Consider the following 14,277-nt stretch of genomic DNA (forward strand, 5'->3'; position numbering starts at 1 on the left):
GAGTTTTAGAGACACTGATTGAGATGGTCGTCGTGTTGCTAATCATTTCGGTCCTAATGCTGATTGTCATGCCCAACTTATCGAATAATCGACAGGTGGCAAACCATAAATCCGACGAAGCGCTCGCCCGGGTGATTAAGGGCCAGGCCGAATTGTACGAGTTGGATAAGGGGGAAACGTTAAAGGGTGGCGACGATCAGGAAAAAATCGCGAACCTGGTAAACGCCGGCTACTTGACGGCTGATCAGCAGAAGGCGGCGCAAAAAAACAGGCTCGTAATTAAGTGGCCGGATGGTGCGGCGCAACAGAACGTAGCCAATGCGTCGGCATAGCGGGATGGTGACCCTGGTTGAAACAATCGTTGCGCTGGGCTTAATCAGTACGGTGCTTTTGATTACTAATATACGCATTTCCCCCGCACCGGCTATGTCCGAAGCTCAATTTTGGCACCAATTTCGAGCAATGTGGGAGCGCCGGGTATTAATTGCGGCGATGGGGCAGTCACAGGAGGTCGAGTTTACGCCCACCCGGGTCATCTTTCGGGCGAATGATCACCGAACCCCCGCTACGGAAACGTTATACTGGCCAGCTAATTTAAAGCCCAAGATAAAGCAGCAACCACCAACGATTGTTAAATTGGGGCGAAATGGACATAGTCGGCCGTTTCGACTAAATATAAAAAAGCAGTCCGTTAATGAATGGCACCATTTGACTGTTTTGATGGGATGGGGGGCTTACCGCTATGTGTAAAAGTCAGCGTCATCACGGGTTTGTGCTAATGGAAAGCTTAGTTGCGCTGAGTTTATTGTGCACCGGGTTATTCGGTGTGGAGGGCCTTGAAATATTAATGGTCCGTAGTGAACGACGAACTGTTCGAAAAATTGTCCAAAAACGCACCCAGTATGAACAGCATCGCTTACGAATGCTGACTGGTCAAGCCGATGGTTAGGCGCCCGGGATTTACGATTATTGAGGTGCTCTTAGCCTTGTTGGTGAGCCTGGTAGTTTTGAGCTTGCTCCACGAAGGCCAGTGGCTCATGAAGCGAAATGAGCGACAAACCATTCCTGCAGTTGAGTGGTACTTAGCGTTACGAGAAATTGAAAATCCGGATCACCATTTTACGTATAGTTACGAGAAGCAACGGGGAGACGAGGCTACAAAGGATCTTGACCCGCATATTCGATTGACGAACACGTTGACAAAAGAGAAATATTGGTTGGTGGATTATAACGGCAATTTGAGTCTGGTCAGTGGTAGTCGTGCTGCAGTGGTGTTAATTGATCATATTTATGGCTTTAGTGCCAAATCAGATGGTAGCATCGGTATGTCAACACACGATGGTCAGAATTTTAAAGCCCGGCTACTGCTTCCCCGGACCAAGGAGGGCACATAATGCGCCGGCGCAGGGGGAGTCTGCTCATCTCCGTGGTTAGCTTTTTGCTGATTGCCGGGGCGTTTGAGACGACCCGCTACCAACGGTTTCAAGAACGTCAAGAATTATACCAGTTGATTTTAAAGTCGTACGATAATCCGTACCCGGCTTACCAACCACCGGCCCCTAAAAAGCCGAGTCGTCCGCACCGGCCGGCGAACCAATCACAACCGGCAGCGAATGGTCTAGAAGCAGGAACGATGCCGCCATCAGGTGCCCAACAGACGACGCCACCGCCACCAACCACGGCTAGTCAGCAAGCCGAGTCATCCTAGCTGGACTACGGTGCAAGTGCCCCGGATCGTAACGCGTACCTTCACCAGTATTAGCATCCTAAACCGCGTGCGCGCATTGGCGCGGCGGGTCGAAACTTGAACTTACTTGCTAAAATCGGTAAGATATAGCAGGATTCAAGAAATTTCGAAGGGGTGAGCATTCTGGCACAAACAGAAACTGAGGCGTTCTTTCACGTCTTAGATCAATCAGTAACCATACTAATGAAACAATTATCCGTTTCCTACGTCGATGCGTTGATTGAAACTGGGGATAACCTCCTTAGTCAAGCGGTCCACGTCGAAAATGGTCAGCCGGATCAAGCAGCGGTTGCAAGCTTACAGAAGCTGTATCAGCAGGTGAACGTGCAACAGACGGATGCTGAAACAATTCGGCGGGCGTTGCAGTTAGCGCTCCTGAAGGCCATCCATAACGACCGCGTCGACCCGAACCATCAAATGACGCCGGACTCGATTGGGTTGTTAACGGCGTATTTAGTTGCTAAGCTGGTTGGCCCTGATCAACCGCTCTCGATTTTAGACGTGGCGGTTGGAACGGGTAATTTACTGACAACCGTCATCAATCAGTTGCAACCAACCCGCAAGCAAGCGCTCAAGGGTTACGGCGTTGATAACGATGATAATCAACTGGCGATTGCCGCGATGAGCATGGATTTACAGCGGTCCGCGGTTGAGCTGTTTCATCAAGATGCAATTGATCCGTTGTTGATGCCCAAAACGACGATTGCCATTGGCGATTTGCCGGTTGGCTACTATCCGTTGGACGAACGGGTGACCCAGTTTCAAACGCGGGCGACCAACGGCCATTCCTACGTGCACCATCTGATGATGGAACAGGCAATGCACCACTTGCAGCCTGGCGGGTGGGGTGTTTTCTTAGTCCCAACCACGATTTTTAAATCCCAAGAGGCGCAGGGGCTCTTGAAATGGATGAGTTCGGCAGCTTATCTTCAAGGACTCTTAAACTTGCCCGCTAACCTATTTTTAGATGCAAAGTCGCAGAAATCAATCGTTGTCCTGCAAAAACGGGGTGCTAAAGCGCGTCAGGCCGGAAAAGTCCTGTTAGGTGAATTTCCGTCGTTTGAAGACACGCAGGCCTTTGAAGCCTTTACCGCCCAGATTGATGCGTGGGTTAGCCAGAATATTAGTCGTTAGGAGCTTGGCATAATGGGGAAAACAATTGCAATTAACGCGGGTAGTTCCACGTTAAAGTTTAAATTATTTAAAATGCCGCAGGAGCAAGTGATTGCGAGCGGGGCAATTGAGAGAATTGGTTTTAACGAGTCACCGGTCCACATTCGTTACGGTCTTGATCATAAGTATCGGGAGACTGAAACGGTGCCGGATCACCTGACTGCGGTTAACATTATTTTAGATGAATTAATTAAGCTTCACATTATTGAACGGTATGATGAAATTACGGGCGTTGGTCACCGGGTTGTTGCGGGGGGCGAAATTTTTCATGACTCGGTCCTGATTACGGATCACGTCCTGCAACAAATTGAGGATTTGGCGGAATACGCCCCGTTGCATAATCCGGCTAATGCGGTTGGTATTCGGGCGTTTAAGAAGGTTTTACCCAACGTTCCGGCGGTGGCAGTCTTTGATACGTCGTTTCACGCAACCATGCCACCAGTGAACTACTTGTATTCGTTACCGTACGCTTATTATGAGCAGTACGGGGCTCGCAAGTTTGGCGCCCACGGTACGAGTCACCGGTACGTGGCCATGCGGGCTGCCAAACTTTTAGGTAAGCCGTTATCGGAGTTACGTTTAATTACGTTGCACCTTGGGGCGGGCAGTTCGATTACCGCGATTCAAAACGGTCAAAGTTTAGATACCTCGATGGGCTTTACGCCAGTTTCAGGAATCACCATGGCAACCCGTTCGGGGGACGTGGATCCGTCGTTACTGGTATATCTGATGAAGAAGCTGCACTTAACGGACCCTGATGAGATGCTGAAGATTCTGAACACCCGTTCAGGTTTATTGGGAATCGCGGGTTCGGCGGACATGGAAGAACTTGAACAGCGCTGCGACGATGATCCGCAAGCACAGCTCGCCATTGATATTTTTGTCAATCGGATTGTTAAGTACGTGGGAGCTTACCTGGCCGAAATGCAGGGCGCGGATGCCATCGTGATTACGGCTGGTATTGGTGAACGTGATGCCCGGATGCGTCAGCGGATTGCTGATAAGCTCAGTTACTTTGGGGTTCAGCTTGATCCACATAAGAACCGCGTGAGCGGGGTTGAACGGGATTTAAGTACGGCGGATGCCAAAATCCGGTTCGTTCTCATTCCGACGGATGAAGAATTGATGATTGCACGCGATGTCGAACGCGTCGGTCATCCGGAGCATTAACGGAAACATTAATTAAAACGGCAACTTGACCGGTGAGCTCAAACTGAGTTCTTCGGTTAAGTTGCCGTTTTTGATGGTCATCAAGATTTGGAACGGGAACTGAAATGGTGCTGAATGGCCTGGGCGACCTGCGCATTGGCCCGTTGCTCGAAAGCAAGGTCCGCATCGCTCGTAATTAGCCCATCGGCAAATTTGGCCACGTCCTGCCCCGTAATTTGCAGGACACTTTGACCCCGTTGCGCACCGGCTTCGAATAGTGCTAGGAGGTCGGCTAGCGTTGTCATATCAGTTGTGACTGCGGTTGGGGCGATTTTTAACAAGTATCGTTGAATGGCTTGATAGACGATGCGGTAGTCGCGGGGCAGGGCCCCTGCGCGTTTTTGAAGTTGGCGCCAAGTGCGCTTTTCTTGGAATGCTTTGGTTAGTCCCATGATAGACCTCACTTTCCTAATTGCTTGGCAATTGATTGATTGAGTTGTTGGCGCAGCCGGTCACGGTAATTACTAGCACCGGTGACGTGGGCGACTTCCGTTAAAAAGGCAGTTAGATCAGAACCGGTGACGGCCGTCACGGTTAGCCCTTCAGCGGCGCTTTCGGTAAATAGATCAACGAGCCCCTCAAGAATTGGGTACAGGTTACGGCCGGAAAAGTCACTGAATTGCCAAATCTGGGCGTTAATTTGCTGCCAAGTTTGTTGATAATCTGCGGGTAACTGATCAATTTTAGTTTGAAAAGCGCGTTGTTGCCGGGTCATATCATGGCCGGTCAGTTGATCGAATAAGTTCATCAATTTATGCCTCCTTATTGGTAACGTCGGGTTCGTTAGTTGGTTTTAGGTTTGCGAGCTGGGTGACTAAGAAGGCCCATTTTTGCCAAAATGCTGAGCGGGCCGTCTCGCCGGTCGCAGTCAGCCGATAAAATTTACGGGCGGGCCCCAGTTGCGATTTGCGCTTTTCCACGTTAACGAGCCCCTTGCGCTCTAGCCGTAGGAGCAACGTATAAACGGTTCCCTCAACGATATCTTCAAAGCCAAGTTGATTTAGCGTTTGGGTGATTTCGTAACCGTAAGTTTCACCCCGGTCGTGAATCAGCTGTAAAACCGCGCCCTCTAAGACGCCTTTAAGTAGTTCGGTCATGCCTTGCATGTGCTGCCACCTCTCAACAAAGTTTGTTCGGTACTTTATATTACTAAGTACTGGTACATAGTATAACGAAGTAGCGAATTCGTCAAGTTGTCATTCTCCGGGTGACGAGTCAGCGTAATCGGGTTAATGGCAGCGGTACCTATCGCCACGTTAAAATGAAACTTGTTCATCTAAATTTGAGTTAGCTTCATCAGATTCATGTTAAACCGGTTGGTTGGGTGAACATCCACTGAACTGAACGTAAGCCGCGGTGGGGGCGTATCCGTGAACCCCGGTCTAGCTAGACTTTTAGGTTCCCCTTTATCAATGGACTATACCAATGGTGACAAAACACAAAGCGCACCCTTTTGAACGCATCCGTATGCGCCGGTATAATGAATCGCAAGGGGAGTGCTGTTATGACTAAAGAAAATATCAAAACTGAACAACCGCAATTATCGCGGGGCCTAAAAAGTCGGCACGTTCAGTTGATTGCGATTGGTGGAACCATCGGGACTGGTCTGTTTTTGGGGGCCGGTCAGTCCATTCACCTCGCAGGGCCTTCGATTATTTTGGCCTATTTACTGACCGGGCTCGTCTGTTTCCTTTTGATGCGGGCGCTCGGTGAATTATTACTGTCAGATTTAAATACACATTCGTATATTGATTTTATCAAGAAATACTTGGGTGACCGGACGGGGTTTGTTGCCGGCTGGACATACTGGGTTTGTTGGATAACGATTGCCATGGCTGAGATCACGGCGGCTGGTGAGTACATGCAATTCTGGTGGCCGAAGTTGCCGCAATGGTTACCGGGGCTAGTTATCTTGATTTTGTTGTTAGCCCTGAACTCTATTAACGTGTCAGCGTTTGGTGAAACGGAATTTTGGTTTGCGATTATTAAGATTGCGGCGATCATTGCGTTGATTGCAGTCGGAATCGGCATGGTGTTGTTCAGTGTTAAAACGCCGGTCGGTCACGCCGGGGTGCACAACTTGGTGAACTACGGCGGCTTTATGCCCCACGGTCTTAAAGGGTTAATCTTATCGTTTCAAATGGTCCTGTTCAGTTTTATTGGGATTGAAATGGTCGGGATGACGGCTTCTGAAACGGCCAACCCGAAAACGGTGATTCCGAAGGCCATTAATGATATTCCGGTGCGGATCATCTTATTTTACGTGGGTTCGCTGTTCTTCTTGATGTGCATGTATCCGTGGCGCTACTTTTCAGCGGCCCACAGCCCGTTCGTGCAGGTCTTTACGAACTTGGGAATTCGTTCCGCGGCGGCAATCATTAACTTCGTCGTATTAACGGCGGCGGCTTCTAGCTGTAATAGTGCGCTGTTTAGTACGGGACGGATGCTGTTTTCACTGACGTACGGCGGCAAGGGGCGCTTTGCTCAGAAGATGGGCCATTTGTCGTCGCGCCAAGTGCCGAGAAATGCGCTCTGGTTCTCAACGCTGGTTATTGGATTAGCCGTTATTTTGAACTTGTTGATGCCTGGCAAAGTCTTTTCACTGATTGCGAGTGTGTCAACGACTTGTTTCATCTTCATCTGGGGTGCCATCGTGTTGGCCCACATGAAGTACCGCAAGCAGGTGGGGGCGCGGCCTAACGTTAAGTTTAAATTGCCCCTATACCCGTTTTCGGATTACTTGATTTTGGCCTTTTTGGCGTTCGTTGCCGTGGTGCTGTGCTTGAAGATGGAGACCTTGGTTGCGTTAATTGCTTCGGTTATCTGGGTGGCCGTCATGTACGGCATTAAGGTGGCCCGCGATCGAATTAAAACGTTGGAAGAAGTCGATGAAAATAACTAGAACCGCAACTGCCGCATAATTTGTTCGTGGTCGGTGGTTGAGGAGTGGATGACTAAAAACGGTTAGCTGGTGCGTGCAACCAGCTAACCGTTTTTTTAGTGTTCAGTTCAAGGCTCAACGACGCCCCGACCTTGAGGAAACGGGTGAACCGCGAGCAACTGAATGAACGTGAAGTGTGTCTTTTGAGCGGCGAAAGAGTACAATATTAGTTAACTTGAATTCAGGATTAAATGAGGTTAAACCATGCAATATTTCACTTCTGATACGCATTTTTACCATGCCGACCTACTGGGGAGCCACGACTTTGCGCCCCGGCCGTTTCCAGACGTTGAAACGATGAATCAAACGATTATTGACCATTGGAACGCGCGGGTGACTGACCGCGATACGGTTTACCACCTAGGTGACGTGGCGCTCTACTTTACACGCCCAGCCAAGTTATCGTATGAACGCGTCTGCGCGATTTTAAGTCAACTGAACGGTAAAATTATTTTTATTAAGGGTAATCACGATTCGCGGGCGTTTTTCAAGTATTTAGCTGCGCATGATCCGCAACTGAACGGTCAGCCCAAGTTTGAATTCCATGACGTGGGCGTGTTGATCAAGTATGATCATCGCCAATACTATTTGACCCATTACCCGATGATGATGGGCATCGTTAAGCAGATTATTAACTTGCACGGCCACATTCATCATTACGCGGTTAACGTGAAGGAAAACATTAATGTCGGGGTGGATATGCCGGAAGTCGCGTATTTGGACCACCCGCTACCGTTTGGCACGCCGTTTTCACTGGCTGAAATTGAACAGATGGTCGAAGGCAAGGCGACTGACTTTGCCAAACGGCACTGAGCGGTGCTTGACCGGCTTCGCGGAATGCTTTAGGATTAACAAAGATTAAGAATAGGGGCAACGGGATGGTTGAAGCAAACGTAGAAACGCTAACGATTTTACACACGAATGATATTCACTCGCATTTCGAAAACTGGCCGCGAATTAAACGCTACCTGTTAGCACAGCGGGCGGCGCAACAACGCCAAGGCGCGACGGTCCTGACGGTTGATCTTGGTGACGCAGTCGATCGAGCGCACCCGTTGTCTGAAGCGACGCTGGGACGCGCCAACGTTGAGATGCTTAATCAAATTTATTATGATGCGGTGACAATTGGCAATAATGAGGGCTTGGGGTTATCGCACCAGGCGTTAAATCAGCTTTATCAAAACGCTAATTTTGACGTGGTGCTGGGGAACCTTTGCGATACCCAAACCAATGCGGTGCCGCGTTGGGCTCAAACTGGTAAGCTGATCACCACGCCGCAGGGGACCCGGGTGTTACTGCTTGCGTTTACCGCGCCCTTTACCGCGACGTATCCGTTGAATGGCTGGACGCCAGCAAGTGTTAAAACGGCCTTACCCCGGTTGTTAGCGCACTACGCAGAGCAGTACGATGTGTTAGTTGTGATGTCCCACCTCGGGTTACCAACTGATCGGTGGCTGGCAAAGCATTTCCCATCCATTGACGTGATCATTGGGAGCCATACCCACCACCTGTTAGTTAATGGTGAAACGGATCACGGGGTGCTCGTCGCGGCCGCGGGAAAGTATGGTCAGTATGTCGGTGAAATCCAGCTACAATTAAAGGAACACCGGGTGGTTACCGCCCGGGCGACTACGGTGGCAACGAGTACGTTGCCAAGTTTAGCAACGGATCAGAAACAGATTGTGGGTTGGCAACGGACTGGTGAGCAGCTCTTACAGCGGCGAATTTTAGCGGAGGTGCCGCAACAGTTGCGACCACGTTGGCACCATCAAAGCGAATTGACGGCGTTAGGATTGCGAGCAATTACGAGTTATGCGGGGACCGACTTGGGGATGCTAAACGGCGGCCTCTTTTTGCGTGATTTACCGGCGGGGCCGGTCAGCGAGAATGAACTGCATACGATGTTACCGCACGCGATGCACGTCATTCGTGTGACGCTGAGTGGACGAGACCTGTGGCGGCTCATTTATGAAATGGAATTAGTTCGGCCGTTTTTAAATAAATATCAGATTCAAGGCATGGGGTTCCGGGGTAAAGTCTTTGGCTATATTCAGTATCAAGGCCTGACTTGGCAACCAGAACGCCACCAGTTATTAGTTCAAGGTCAGTTGGTTGATTTTCAGCAGCTGTATACGATTGCGTTACTAGATCACCATCTGTTTATTCCGTTTTTCCCAACGCTAAACATTAGTGGTCAAACGGAAATCTTATTTAAAGCATTTTTAAGAACGGTTGTTGGCGACTACTTAAAGTCGCAATGGCCAGCACAATAGAGAAAGGAGGGTCAGACTGTGGATCGTGAACATATTGACGCGTTAGCTGAACAGCAGGCTGAACGGCGGCGCAACTTGTACCACGGCTTTCGGGTTGACCGGACCCACGTTGAAGTTAATAAGCATCCGTTCGAAATCGTTCTGGATTACCGGCAAGCGTTTGATTTGGATAAATTCGTTGAACGCTTTAGCCCAATTTTGAATAAGTACGATTACATTGTCGGCGACTGGGGCTTTGAGCAGTTGCGGTTAAAGGGCTTTTTCCGGGATGATATGAAGGATGTGCAACGGGCGCAGACGATTGGAACGGTTCAAGATTACTTATATGAATATTGTAATTTTGGCTGTGCCTACTTTATTTTGAAAAATGAGCGGGTAATTAAGCCCAAGCGCACTAACCATCACCGGGAAGAACGGCGCGGTAAGCGCAACCGGAATAATCAGTCGCGCTCGCGGAGTAACCGGACGAGCAGTAAGAATAAACAGCGCCGTAAGCAGCATAGCTTTACGACTAAGAAGAAGCCGGCACCGTTTACGGAGAAGGCTAAACCGGCAACTAAGCCAAGTCGTAAGGCGCGGACGACAAAACAGTCGAACGGCAAGCGGCACTTTACAATTCGACAGAAATAAAGAGAGGGATTTGATTTGGGTCAGTATAAGGGTTATTTAATTGATTTGGACGGGACGGTTTACCGGGGACGTGAGCGGATTCCGGCGGCTAAGCGGTTTATTGAACGGTTACAGGCGAGTGCTAGTGACTTCTTGTTAGTGACGAACAATACGACGAAGTCCCCGGAAGACGTTGCGGCTAATTTGGCGGACAATCATGATATTCACGTTAAGCCGGAAAACGTTTATACGGCTGCGCTAGCAACGGCGGACTATGTCGATGAATTAGCGGGTGACGGTGAAAAGTCAATGTACGTCATTGGTGAGTTAGGCTTAAAGGGCGCGCTACTAGCCAAGGGTTTTCACTTTAACGAAACGACTCCTCGTTTTGTGGTGGTTGGCTTAGATTACGACGTCACCTACCATAAATTTGAATTGGCGACGTTGGCGATTAAGCGGGGCGCCCGTTTTATTGGGACTAACGCGGATACAAACCTACCTAATGAACGTGGGTTAGTTCCGGGTGCCGGATCGGTCATCGCGATGGTTGAACGGGCGACTCAGCAGCGAGCCACGTACGTTGGTAAACCGGAAACCATTATCATGAAAAAGGCGGTTGAGAAAATTGGCCTTGATAAGCAGGATTGTGTGATGGTTGGGGACAACTATATGACCGACATCTCCGCGGCAATTAACTTTGAAATGGATTCGTTATTGGTTTATACGGGGGTTTCAACGCCAGAACTAGTGGCTAAGCAAGCCGTTCAGCCGACTAACGTTATCAACTCGCTCGATGAATGGGACTTAGAAAATGGTGTGGTTAAATAAACTAAAAAACGCGGGCCAGTGGACGGCGTTATACTTGTGGCTGATCAGCGGAACGGTCATTGTAACGATTAACGCGAGCTGGTTGTATTGGTTGAACGCAATCGGCCAACGGCTAGCGGCCACGGTGAATTTGTCGTTAGGCCAACTAATGACGAATTACTATCAACTGCTGGCTTACTTAAACTTTCCGTGGGTGCCGCGGTTGGTCATGAACGACTTTACGGATTCGGCGGGGGCGTTGCGCCACTTTGCAGATGTAAAAAGCTTATTCATGCTGGCGGACGTCGTTTTCATCGTGACTAGCGTCATCGTCTTTTTCTTTTATCGCCAGTTAAAACGGCGCCAGCAGCTCTGGCGGTTTGTACTACCTATGCAGACCGCTCTGTGGGTGCCGCCGTTGGTGACGGTCATTATGGCCATTAACTTTGATCAATTTTTCGTGTGGTTCCATGAATTGTTATTTAGTAATTCGGATTGGCTATTTGACCCACTGCTAGATCGGATTATCATTGTTTTACCCGAATCATTTTTTGCGCAGTGCTTCGGGTTAGCGTTTATCCTGATTGAGGGTGCGTTTTGGGTTCATTTGATGCTTGGTAAGCAGGCGTTAAAGCAACTGAAGTCCTAAAAAAGCGTTAAAGCAAAAGAAAAAATGTCCGCCAATTTAAAATTGGACGGACATTTTTGATTTAGAGGTCGCTTTCAGCAGTTTTGCCGAAGCGTGCTTTTAGTGCGGAAACAACCGCCGGGATGAGGGAAACTAAAATGATTCCGATAACGACCATTGAAAAGTGTTGCTTAACGAACGGAATGTTACCAAAGAAGTAGCCGCCACCGCAACAAAGGATGACCCAGAGGATACAACCAATAACGTTATAGCGGATGAATTGCTGATAATGCATGCGACTACTTGCGGCGACGAACGGAACAAAGGTCCGGATGATTGGCATGAAGCGTGCAATCGTCACGGTGATGCCGCCGTGTTTCTTGAAGAATTTTTCAGACTTTGCAAGTTGTTTTTGATTGATCAGTTTACCAAACCAGGATGTCTGAGTGAGTCGCTCACCTAGTGAGTGGCCAATCATAAAGTTGAGTGAATCCCCCGCGAGTGCAGCTACTAAGAATAAAATCACGAACGACCAAATATGTAGACCGTAGTCCGGATTCGCCGCGAGTGCCGCGGCCGCAAATAGCAGTGAGTCCCCAGGTAAAAACGGTAGGATGACAGCGCCGGTTTCGATAAAGATAATGGCAAAGAGGATCAGGTACGTCCAAATGCCGAAGCTATTGACTATGGTGACTAAGTGTTCATCGATGTGTAACACAAAATCAATAAGAAAGCTCATAATGACCTCCAAATAGTAATGTAAAATTGTTCTGATATAGAGAATAACAGATAATCTGAACAAATACCATGAGTGGCACTGAATCACTACGAAAACCTAACAAATTACTAGCTTTTAAGCCGATTCTCTTGTATTATCGAGTTATTCTATGAAGAAAACGGGTGATTTTGTGGCCTATCCACAATTAGATTTAACGCAGGTCGAGGGACCGAAGGCAACTATTCAAACGAACTTTGGTAACATTGAAGTTCAATTGTTTCCAAAGCAAGCACCAAAAAGTGTCGAGAACTTTGTCGGCCTAGCTAAGAAAGGCTATTATGATGGAATCATTTTCCACCGGGTTATTCCTGACTTTATGATTCAGGGTGGCGATCCTACTGGAACGGGCATGGGCGGTGAAAGCCTATGGGGCAAGCCGTTTGAAGACGAATTTTCACCAGAAGTCTTTAACTTACGGGGTGCGTTGTCAATGGCTAATGCGGGCCCTAATACGAATGGTAGCCAGTTCTTCATTGTTCAAAAGCCACAATTAGACGCGGGCATGGATGAACAGATGCGTCAAGCCGGCTATCCAGAAGAAATTGTAACGGCGTACGGCAATGGCGGGACGCCGTGGTTAGATTTCCGGCACACGGTTTTTGGTGCCGTTGTGACGGGCATGGACATTGTTGACCAGATTGCAGCAACGCCAACTGGTGCGCAAGATAAGCCGGCTAAAGACGTTGTCATTACAACGATTACAATTACAGATTAATTTAACAATGAGTTATCAGGACCTGGGAAACCAGGTCCTTTTATGTGCGCTGATTCTAATCAATGGTATGAGTAGTAAAAGTCGGCGCCACTTTTAGCGGGTTATTAAATTATGCTATACTGTTTTGGATAAGTTTTAAGCGGATCAAAGTAGTGATAGTAGAAATAGAAGGGATGGGTTGTATGAGTAAGTATCGAATTGGAATGCGGGTCACGGGCCGCATTACGGGAATTCAACCCTATGGTGCGTTTGTGACGCTTGATGAACAGCATCAGGGCTTGATTCATATTTCTGAGTGCCACGAAGGGTACGTTAAGCGGATTAGCGATTACTTAAAGATTGGACAACAAGTCGAAGTGATCATTTTGGACATTGATGAGTATACTGGCAAGATTAGTTTGTCCTTACGCTGTATTGCGCACGCGCCCCGGCCAACGAGTAGTGATTTAGAAATCTACAAAACTTTTCGACACAAGCATTTTTGGACCAACCGGCACGTTCATGCTGGGTTTGCGCCGATTGCAGCGAATATGGATACCTGGATCAAGGACTCATTGAATCGATTAGATGCGGAGGAACGATAAAATGCAGAAACACGTGGCAGGAACGATTATAAATAGTACGTCGGCGGGGCTGACCTTTTTAGTCAAGCGAACAAGTGCTGGTTCGTATGAATTTTACAACTTGCCAGTTATGGCAGAGCAATCGCCATTAGCTTCCGTTCTTTGGCAGTTACGTCATAAAGTGGGCATTGATGTGGATCAGTTACGGCTGTACGATTCGACGATTGCGGAATTAAATGGTGAAAAAGTATCCGTTTTTGTTTTTAACCATTTAGAATTGAATCCGGACATTCGCAAGCGATTTGAACAATTTGGCCTGTTTTTTGTGCCATCTAGTGCGCTTCACGACCTATTTACACGGGTGCACGTTGGAAAAATGCCGGTTTTTAGTGATTTAGAAAATAAATCAAATTAATGCTTGACCTGTATACTAATTCTTGATAAGATATATCTTGTCGCTGCGAGCGGGGGACGTAAAGCCCGGTCGTTACGCGGTTCTCACCATTGATTAGCGTTAATCCCAATATTGAATAAATATTCAATCAGTTGTAATTAATTGTTGACACGTTCGTGAGATGATGATAATATATTGCTTGTTGCGATGGAGCAGTTATGATTGAATTGCCCGTTGTTTGCCGCTGAGGCGGCAGTTGCATTTAGAGCTTGCATAGTTATTCAACTTGTTGAAAAAAGTTGTTGACAGCTAAGACTTGAGATGCTAACATGTAATAGTTGCGTTGAGGTAATCAACTTAACGAATTAGACCTTTGAAAACTGAACAAAGTTTCGACGAATCAAATGTGTAGGGTCTCTTGATTTTGAATCGAGAGCAAA

At 48.1% G+C, this 14,277-nt stretch carries 20 protein-coding genes; 16 read left to right on the forward strand and 4 right to left on the reverse strand.

Annotation, left to right across the window (positions count from 1 at the left end):
• Window positions 1-23 precede the first annotated feature (23 nt).
• The 7 genes from FFM79_RS03810 (at window position 24) to FFM79_RS03840 (ending at window position 4,090) form a co-directional block, all read left to right on the forward strand.
• Window positions 24-332 carry a competence protein ComGC gene (locus FFM79_RS03810; protein WP_263854450.1) on the forward strand — a complete coding sequence of 103 codons (309 nt, stop codon included), beginning with the start codon at window positions 24-26 and terminating at the stop codon, window positions 330-332.
• On the forward strand, window positions 319-750 hold the full coding sequence (locus tag FFM79_RS03815) for a type II secretion system protein (RefSeq protein ID WP_137642139.1): 432 nt from the start codon (window positions 319-321) through the stop codon (window positions 748-750). The genes FFM79_RS03810 and FFM79_RS03815 overlap by 14 nt, the downstream gene beginning before the upstream one ends.
• Window positions 743-949 (forward strand): hypothetical protein, encoded by a 207-nt coding sequence (locus FFM79_RS03820; RefSeq protein WP_137642140.1) that lies wholly within the window; start codon window positions 743-745, stop codon window positions 947-949. The genes FFM79_RS03815 and FFM79_RS03820 overlap by 8 nt, the downstream gene beginning before the upstream one ends.
• A gap of 88 nt (window positions 950-1,037) precedes the next feature.
• Window positions 1,038-1,394: a hypothetical protein gene (locus FFM79_RS03825; protein ID WP_170177365.1), complete on the forward strand. Its 357-nt coding sequence runs from the start codon at window positions 1,038-1,040 to the stop codon at window positions 1,392-1,394.
• The gene (locus FFM79_RS03830) at window positions 1,394-1,708 is read left to right on the forward strand and encodes a hypothetical protein (protein ID WP_137642142.1); all 315 of its coding nucleotides are present in this window, start codon (window positions 1,394-1,396) and stop codon (window positions 1,706-1,708) included. Before FFM79_RS03825 ends, FFM79_RS03830 begins: the two co-directional genes overlap by 1 nt.
• A gap of 162 nt (window positions 1,709-1,870) precedes the next feature.
• On the forward strand, window positions 1,871-2,881 hold the full coding sequence (locus FFM79_RS03835) for a class I SAM-dependent methyltransferase (RefSeq protein WP_137642166.1): 1,011 nt from the start codon (window positions 1,871-1,873) through the stop codon (window positions 2,879-2,881).
• Window positions 2,882-2,893: 12 nt separating this feature from the next.
• On the forward strand, window positions 2,894-4,090 hold the full coding sequence (locus tag FFM79_RS03840; protein ID WP_137642143.1) for an acetate/propionate family kinase: 1,197 nt from the start codon (window positions 2,894-2,896) through the stop codon (window positions 4,088-4,090).
• 80 nt (window positions 4,091-4,170) lie between these two features.
• Here FFM79_RS03840 and FFM79_RS03845 read toward each other — a convergent pair whose 3' ends face one another.
• Genes FFM79_RS03845 through FFM79_RS03855 form a run of 3 tightly spaced genes read right to left on the reverse strand, consistent with a single transcriptional unit; the run spans window position 4,171 to window position 5,235 of the window.
• Window positions 4,171-4,521 carry a DUF1048 domain-containing protein gene (locus FFM79_RS03845; RefSeq protein ID WP_137642144.1) on the reverse strand — a complete coding sequence of 117 codons (351 nt, stop codon included), beginning with the start codon at window positions 4,519-4,521 and terminating at the stop codon, window positions 4,171-4,173.
• An 8-nt stretch (window positions 4,522-4,529) separates the two neighbouring features.
• On the reverse strand, window positions 4,530-4,877 hold the full coding sequence (locus FFM79_RS03850; RefSeq protein WP_137642145.1) for a DUF1048 domain-containing protein: 348 nt from the start codon (window positions 4,875-4,877) through the stop codon (window positions 4,530-4,532).
• Window positions 4,878-4,881: 4 nt separating this feature from the next.
• Window positions 4,882-5,235: a PadR family transcriptional regulator gene (locus tag FFM79_RS03855; protein ID WP_137642146.1), complete on the reverse strand. Its 354-nt coding sequence runs from the start codon at window positions 5,233-5,235 to the stop codon at window positions 4,882-4,884.
• Window positions 5,236-5,633: 398 nt separating this feature from the next.
• Here FFM79_RS03855 and FFM79_RS03860 point away from each other — a divergent pair, with 398 nt between their 5' ends.
• The 6 genes from FFM79_RS03860 to FFM79_RS03885 all read left to right on the forward strand — a co-directional run bounded on the left by FFM79_RS03860 (window position 5,634) and on the right by FFM79_RS03885 (window position 11,408).
• Entirely contained in the window at window positions 5,634-7,031 is a 1,398-nt protein-coding gene (locus FFM79_RS03860) for an amino acid permease (protein ID WP_137642147.1), read from the forward strand.
• Between the two features lie 243 nt (window positions 7,032-7,274).
• The gene (locus FFM79_RS03865; RefSeq protein ID WP_137642148.1) at window positions 7,275-7,883 is read left to right on the forward strand and encodes a metallophosphoesterase; all 609 of its coding nucleotides are present in this window, start codon (window positions 7,275-7,277) and stop codon (window positions 7,881-7,883) included.
• A 65-nt stretch (window positions 7,884-7,948) separates the two neighbouring features.
• Window positions 7,949-9,343, forward strand: coding sequence for a bifunctional metallophosphatase/5'-nucleotidase (locus FFM79_RS03870; protein ID WP_137642149.1), 1,395 nt, complete (start codon window positions 7,949-7,951; stop codon window positions 9,341-9,343).
• A gap of 18 nt (window positions 9,344-9,361) precedes the next feature.
• On the forward strand, window positions 9,362-9,973 hold the full coding sequence (locus tag FFM79_RS03875) for a YutD family protein (RefSeq protein WP_137642150.1): 612 nt from the start codon (window positions 9,362-9,364) through the stop codon (window positions 9,971-9,973).
• Window positions 9,974-9,988: 15 nt separating this feature from the next.
• Window positions 9,989-10,780, forward strand: coding sequence for a TIGR01457 family HAD-type hydrolase (locus FFM79_RS03880; RefSeq protein WP_137642151.1), 792 nt, complete (start codon window positions 9,989-9,991; stop codon window positions 10,778-10,780).
• Window positions 10,764-11,408: a TIGR01906 family membrane protein gene (locus FFM79_RS03885; RefSeq protein ID WP_137642152.1), complete on the forward strand. Its 645-nt coding sequence runs from the start codon at window positions 10,764-10,766 to the stop codon at window positions 11,406-11,408. The genes FFM79_RS03880 and FFM79_RS03885 overlap by 17 nt, the downstream gene beginning before the upstream one ends.
• 61 nt (window positions 11,409-11,469) lie before the next feature.
• On the opposite strand, the gene FFM79_RS03890 is transcribed toward FFM79_RS03885, so the two are convergent.
• Complete coding sequence (locus tag FFM79_RS03890; protein WP_137642153.1) at window positions 11,470-12,126, reverse strand: VTT domain-containing protein; 657 nt, start codon at window positions 12,124-12,126, stop codon at window positions 11,470-11,472.
• Window positions 12,127-12,295: 169 nt separating this feature from the next.
• On the opposite strand from FFM79_RS03890, the gene FFM79_RS03895 reads away from it, so the two are divergent.
• From FFM79_RS03895 to FFM79_RS03905, 3 genes are all read left to right on the forward strand, one after another.
• Entirely contained in the window at window positions 12,296-12,880 is a 585-nt protein-coding gene (locus FFM79_RS03895; RefSeq protein WP_137642167.1) for a peptidylprolyl isomerase, read from the forward strand.
• Window positions 12,881-13,062: 182 nt separating this feature from the next.
• Window positions 13,063-13,464 carry a CvfD/Ygs/GSP13 family RNA-binding post-transcriptional regulator gene (locus FFM79_RS03900; RefSeq protein WP_137642154.1) on the forward strand — a complete coding sequence of 134 codons (402 nt, stop codon included), beginning with the start codon at window positions 13,063-13,065 and terminating at the stop codon, window positions 13,462-13,464.
• A 1-nt stretch (window position 13,465) separates the two neighbouring features.
• Window positions 13,466-13,858: a hypothetical protein gene (locus FFM79_RS03905; protein WP_137642155.1), complete on the forward strand. Its 393-nt coding sequence runs from the start codon at window positions 13,466-13,468 to the stop codon at window positions 13,856-13,858.
• The last annotated feature ends 419 nt before the right edge of the window (window positions 13,859-14,277 follow it).

It is taken from the genome of Lactiplantibacillus modestisalitolerans (assembly GCF_005405425.1).
Lineage (GTDB): Bacteria > Bacillota > Bacilli > Lactobacillales > Lactobacillaceae > Lactiplantibacillus > Lactiplantibacillus modestisalitolerans.

Bases quoted from the DNA above. Each gene is read 5' to 3' on its own strand.
- FFM79_RS03830 (WP_137642142.1), top strand. From the start codon at position 1,394: ATGCGCCGGCGCAGGGGGAGTCTGCTCATCTCCGTGGTTAGCTTTTTG.
- FFM79_RS03870 (WP_137642149.1), top strand. From the start codon at position 7,949: ATGGTTGAAGCAAACGTAGAAACGCTAACGATTTTACACACGAATGAT.
- FFM79_RS03840 (WP_137642143.1), top strand. From the start codon at position 2,894: ATGGGGAAAACAATTGCAATTAACGCGGGTAGTTCCACGTTAAAGTTT.
- FFM79_RS03855 (WP_137642146.1), bottom strand. From the start codon at position 5,235: ATGCAAGGCATGACCGAACTACTTAAAGGCGTCTTAGAGGGCGCGGTT.
- FFM79_RS03815 (WP_137642139.1), top strand. From the start codon at position 319: ATGCGTCGGCATAGCGGGATGGTGACCCTGGTTGAAACAATCGTTGCG.
- FFM79_RS03890 (WP_137642153.1), bottom strand. From the start codon at position 12,126: ATGAGCTTTCTTATTGATTTTGTGTTACACATCGATGAACACTTAGTC.
- FFM79_RS03850 (WP_137642145.1), bottom strand. From the start codon at position 4,877: ATGAACTTATTCGATCAACTGACCGGCCATGATATGACCCGGCAACAA.
- FFM79_RS03885 (WP_137642152.1), top strand. From the start codon at position 10,764: ATGGTGTGGTTAAATAAACTAAAAAACGCGGGCCAGTGGACGGCGTTA.
- FFM79_RS03825 (WP_170177365.1), top strand. From the start codon at position 1,038: ATGAAGCGAAATGAGCGACAAACCATTCCTGCAGTTGAGTGGTACTTA.
- FFM79_RS03900 (WP_137642154.1), top strand. From the start codon at position 13,063: ATGAGTAAGTATCGAATTGGAATGCGGGTCACGGGCCGCATTACGGGA.
- FFM79_RS03845 (WP_137642144.1), bottom strand. From the start codon at position 4,521: ATGGGACTAACCAAAGCATTCCAAGAAAAGCGCACTTGGCGCCAACTT.
- FFM79_RS03865 (WP_137642148.1), top strand. From the start codon at position 7,275: ATGCAATATTTCACTTCTGATACGCATTTTTACCATGCCGACCTACTG.
- FFM79_RS03905 (WP_137642155.1), top strand. From the start codon at position 13,466: ATGCAGAAACACGTGGCAGGAACGATTATAAATAGTACGTCGGCGGGG.
- FFM79_RS03820 (WP_137642140.1), top strand. From the start codon at position 743: ATGTGTAAAAGTCAGCGTCATCACGGGTTTGTGCTAATGGAAAGCTTA.
- FFM79_RS03860 (WP_137642147.1), top strand. From the start codon at position 5,634: ATGACTAAAGAAAATATCAAAACTGAACAACCGCAATTATCGCGGGGC.
- FFM79_RS03810 (WP_263854450.1), top strand. From the start codon at position 24: ATGGTCGTCGTGTTGCTAATCATTTCGGTCCTAATGCTGATTGTCATG.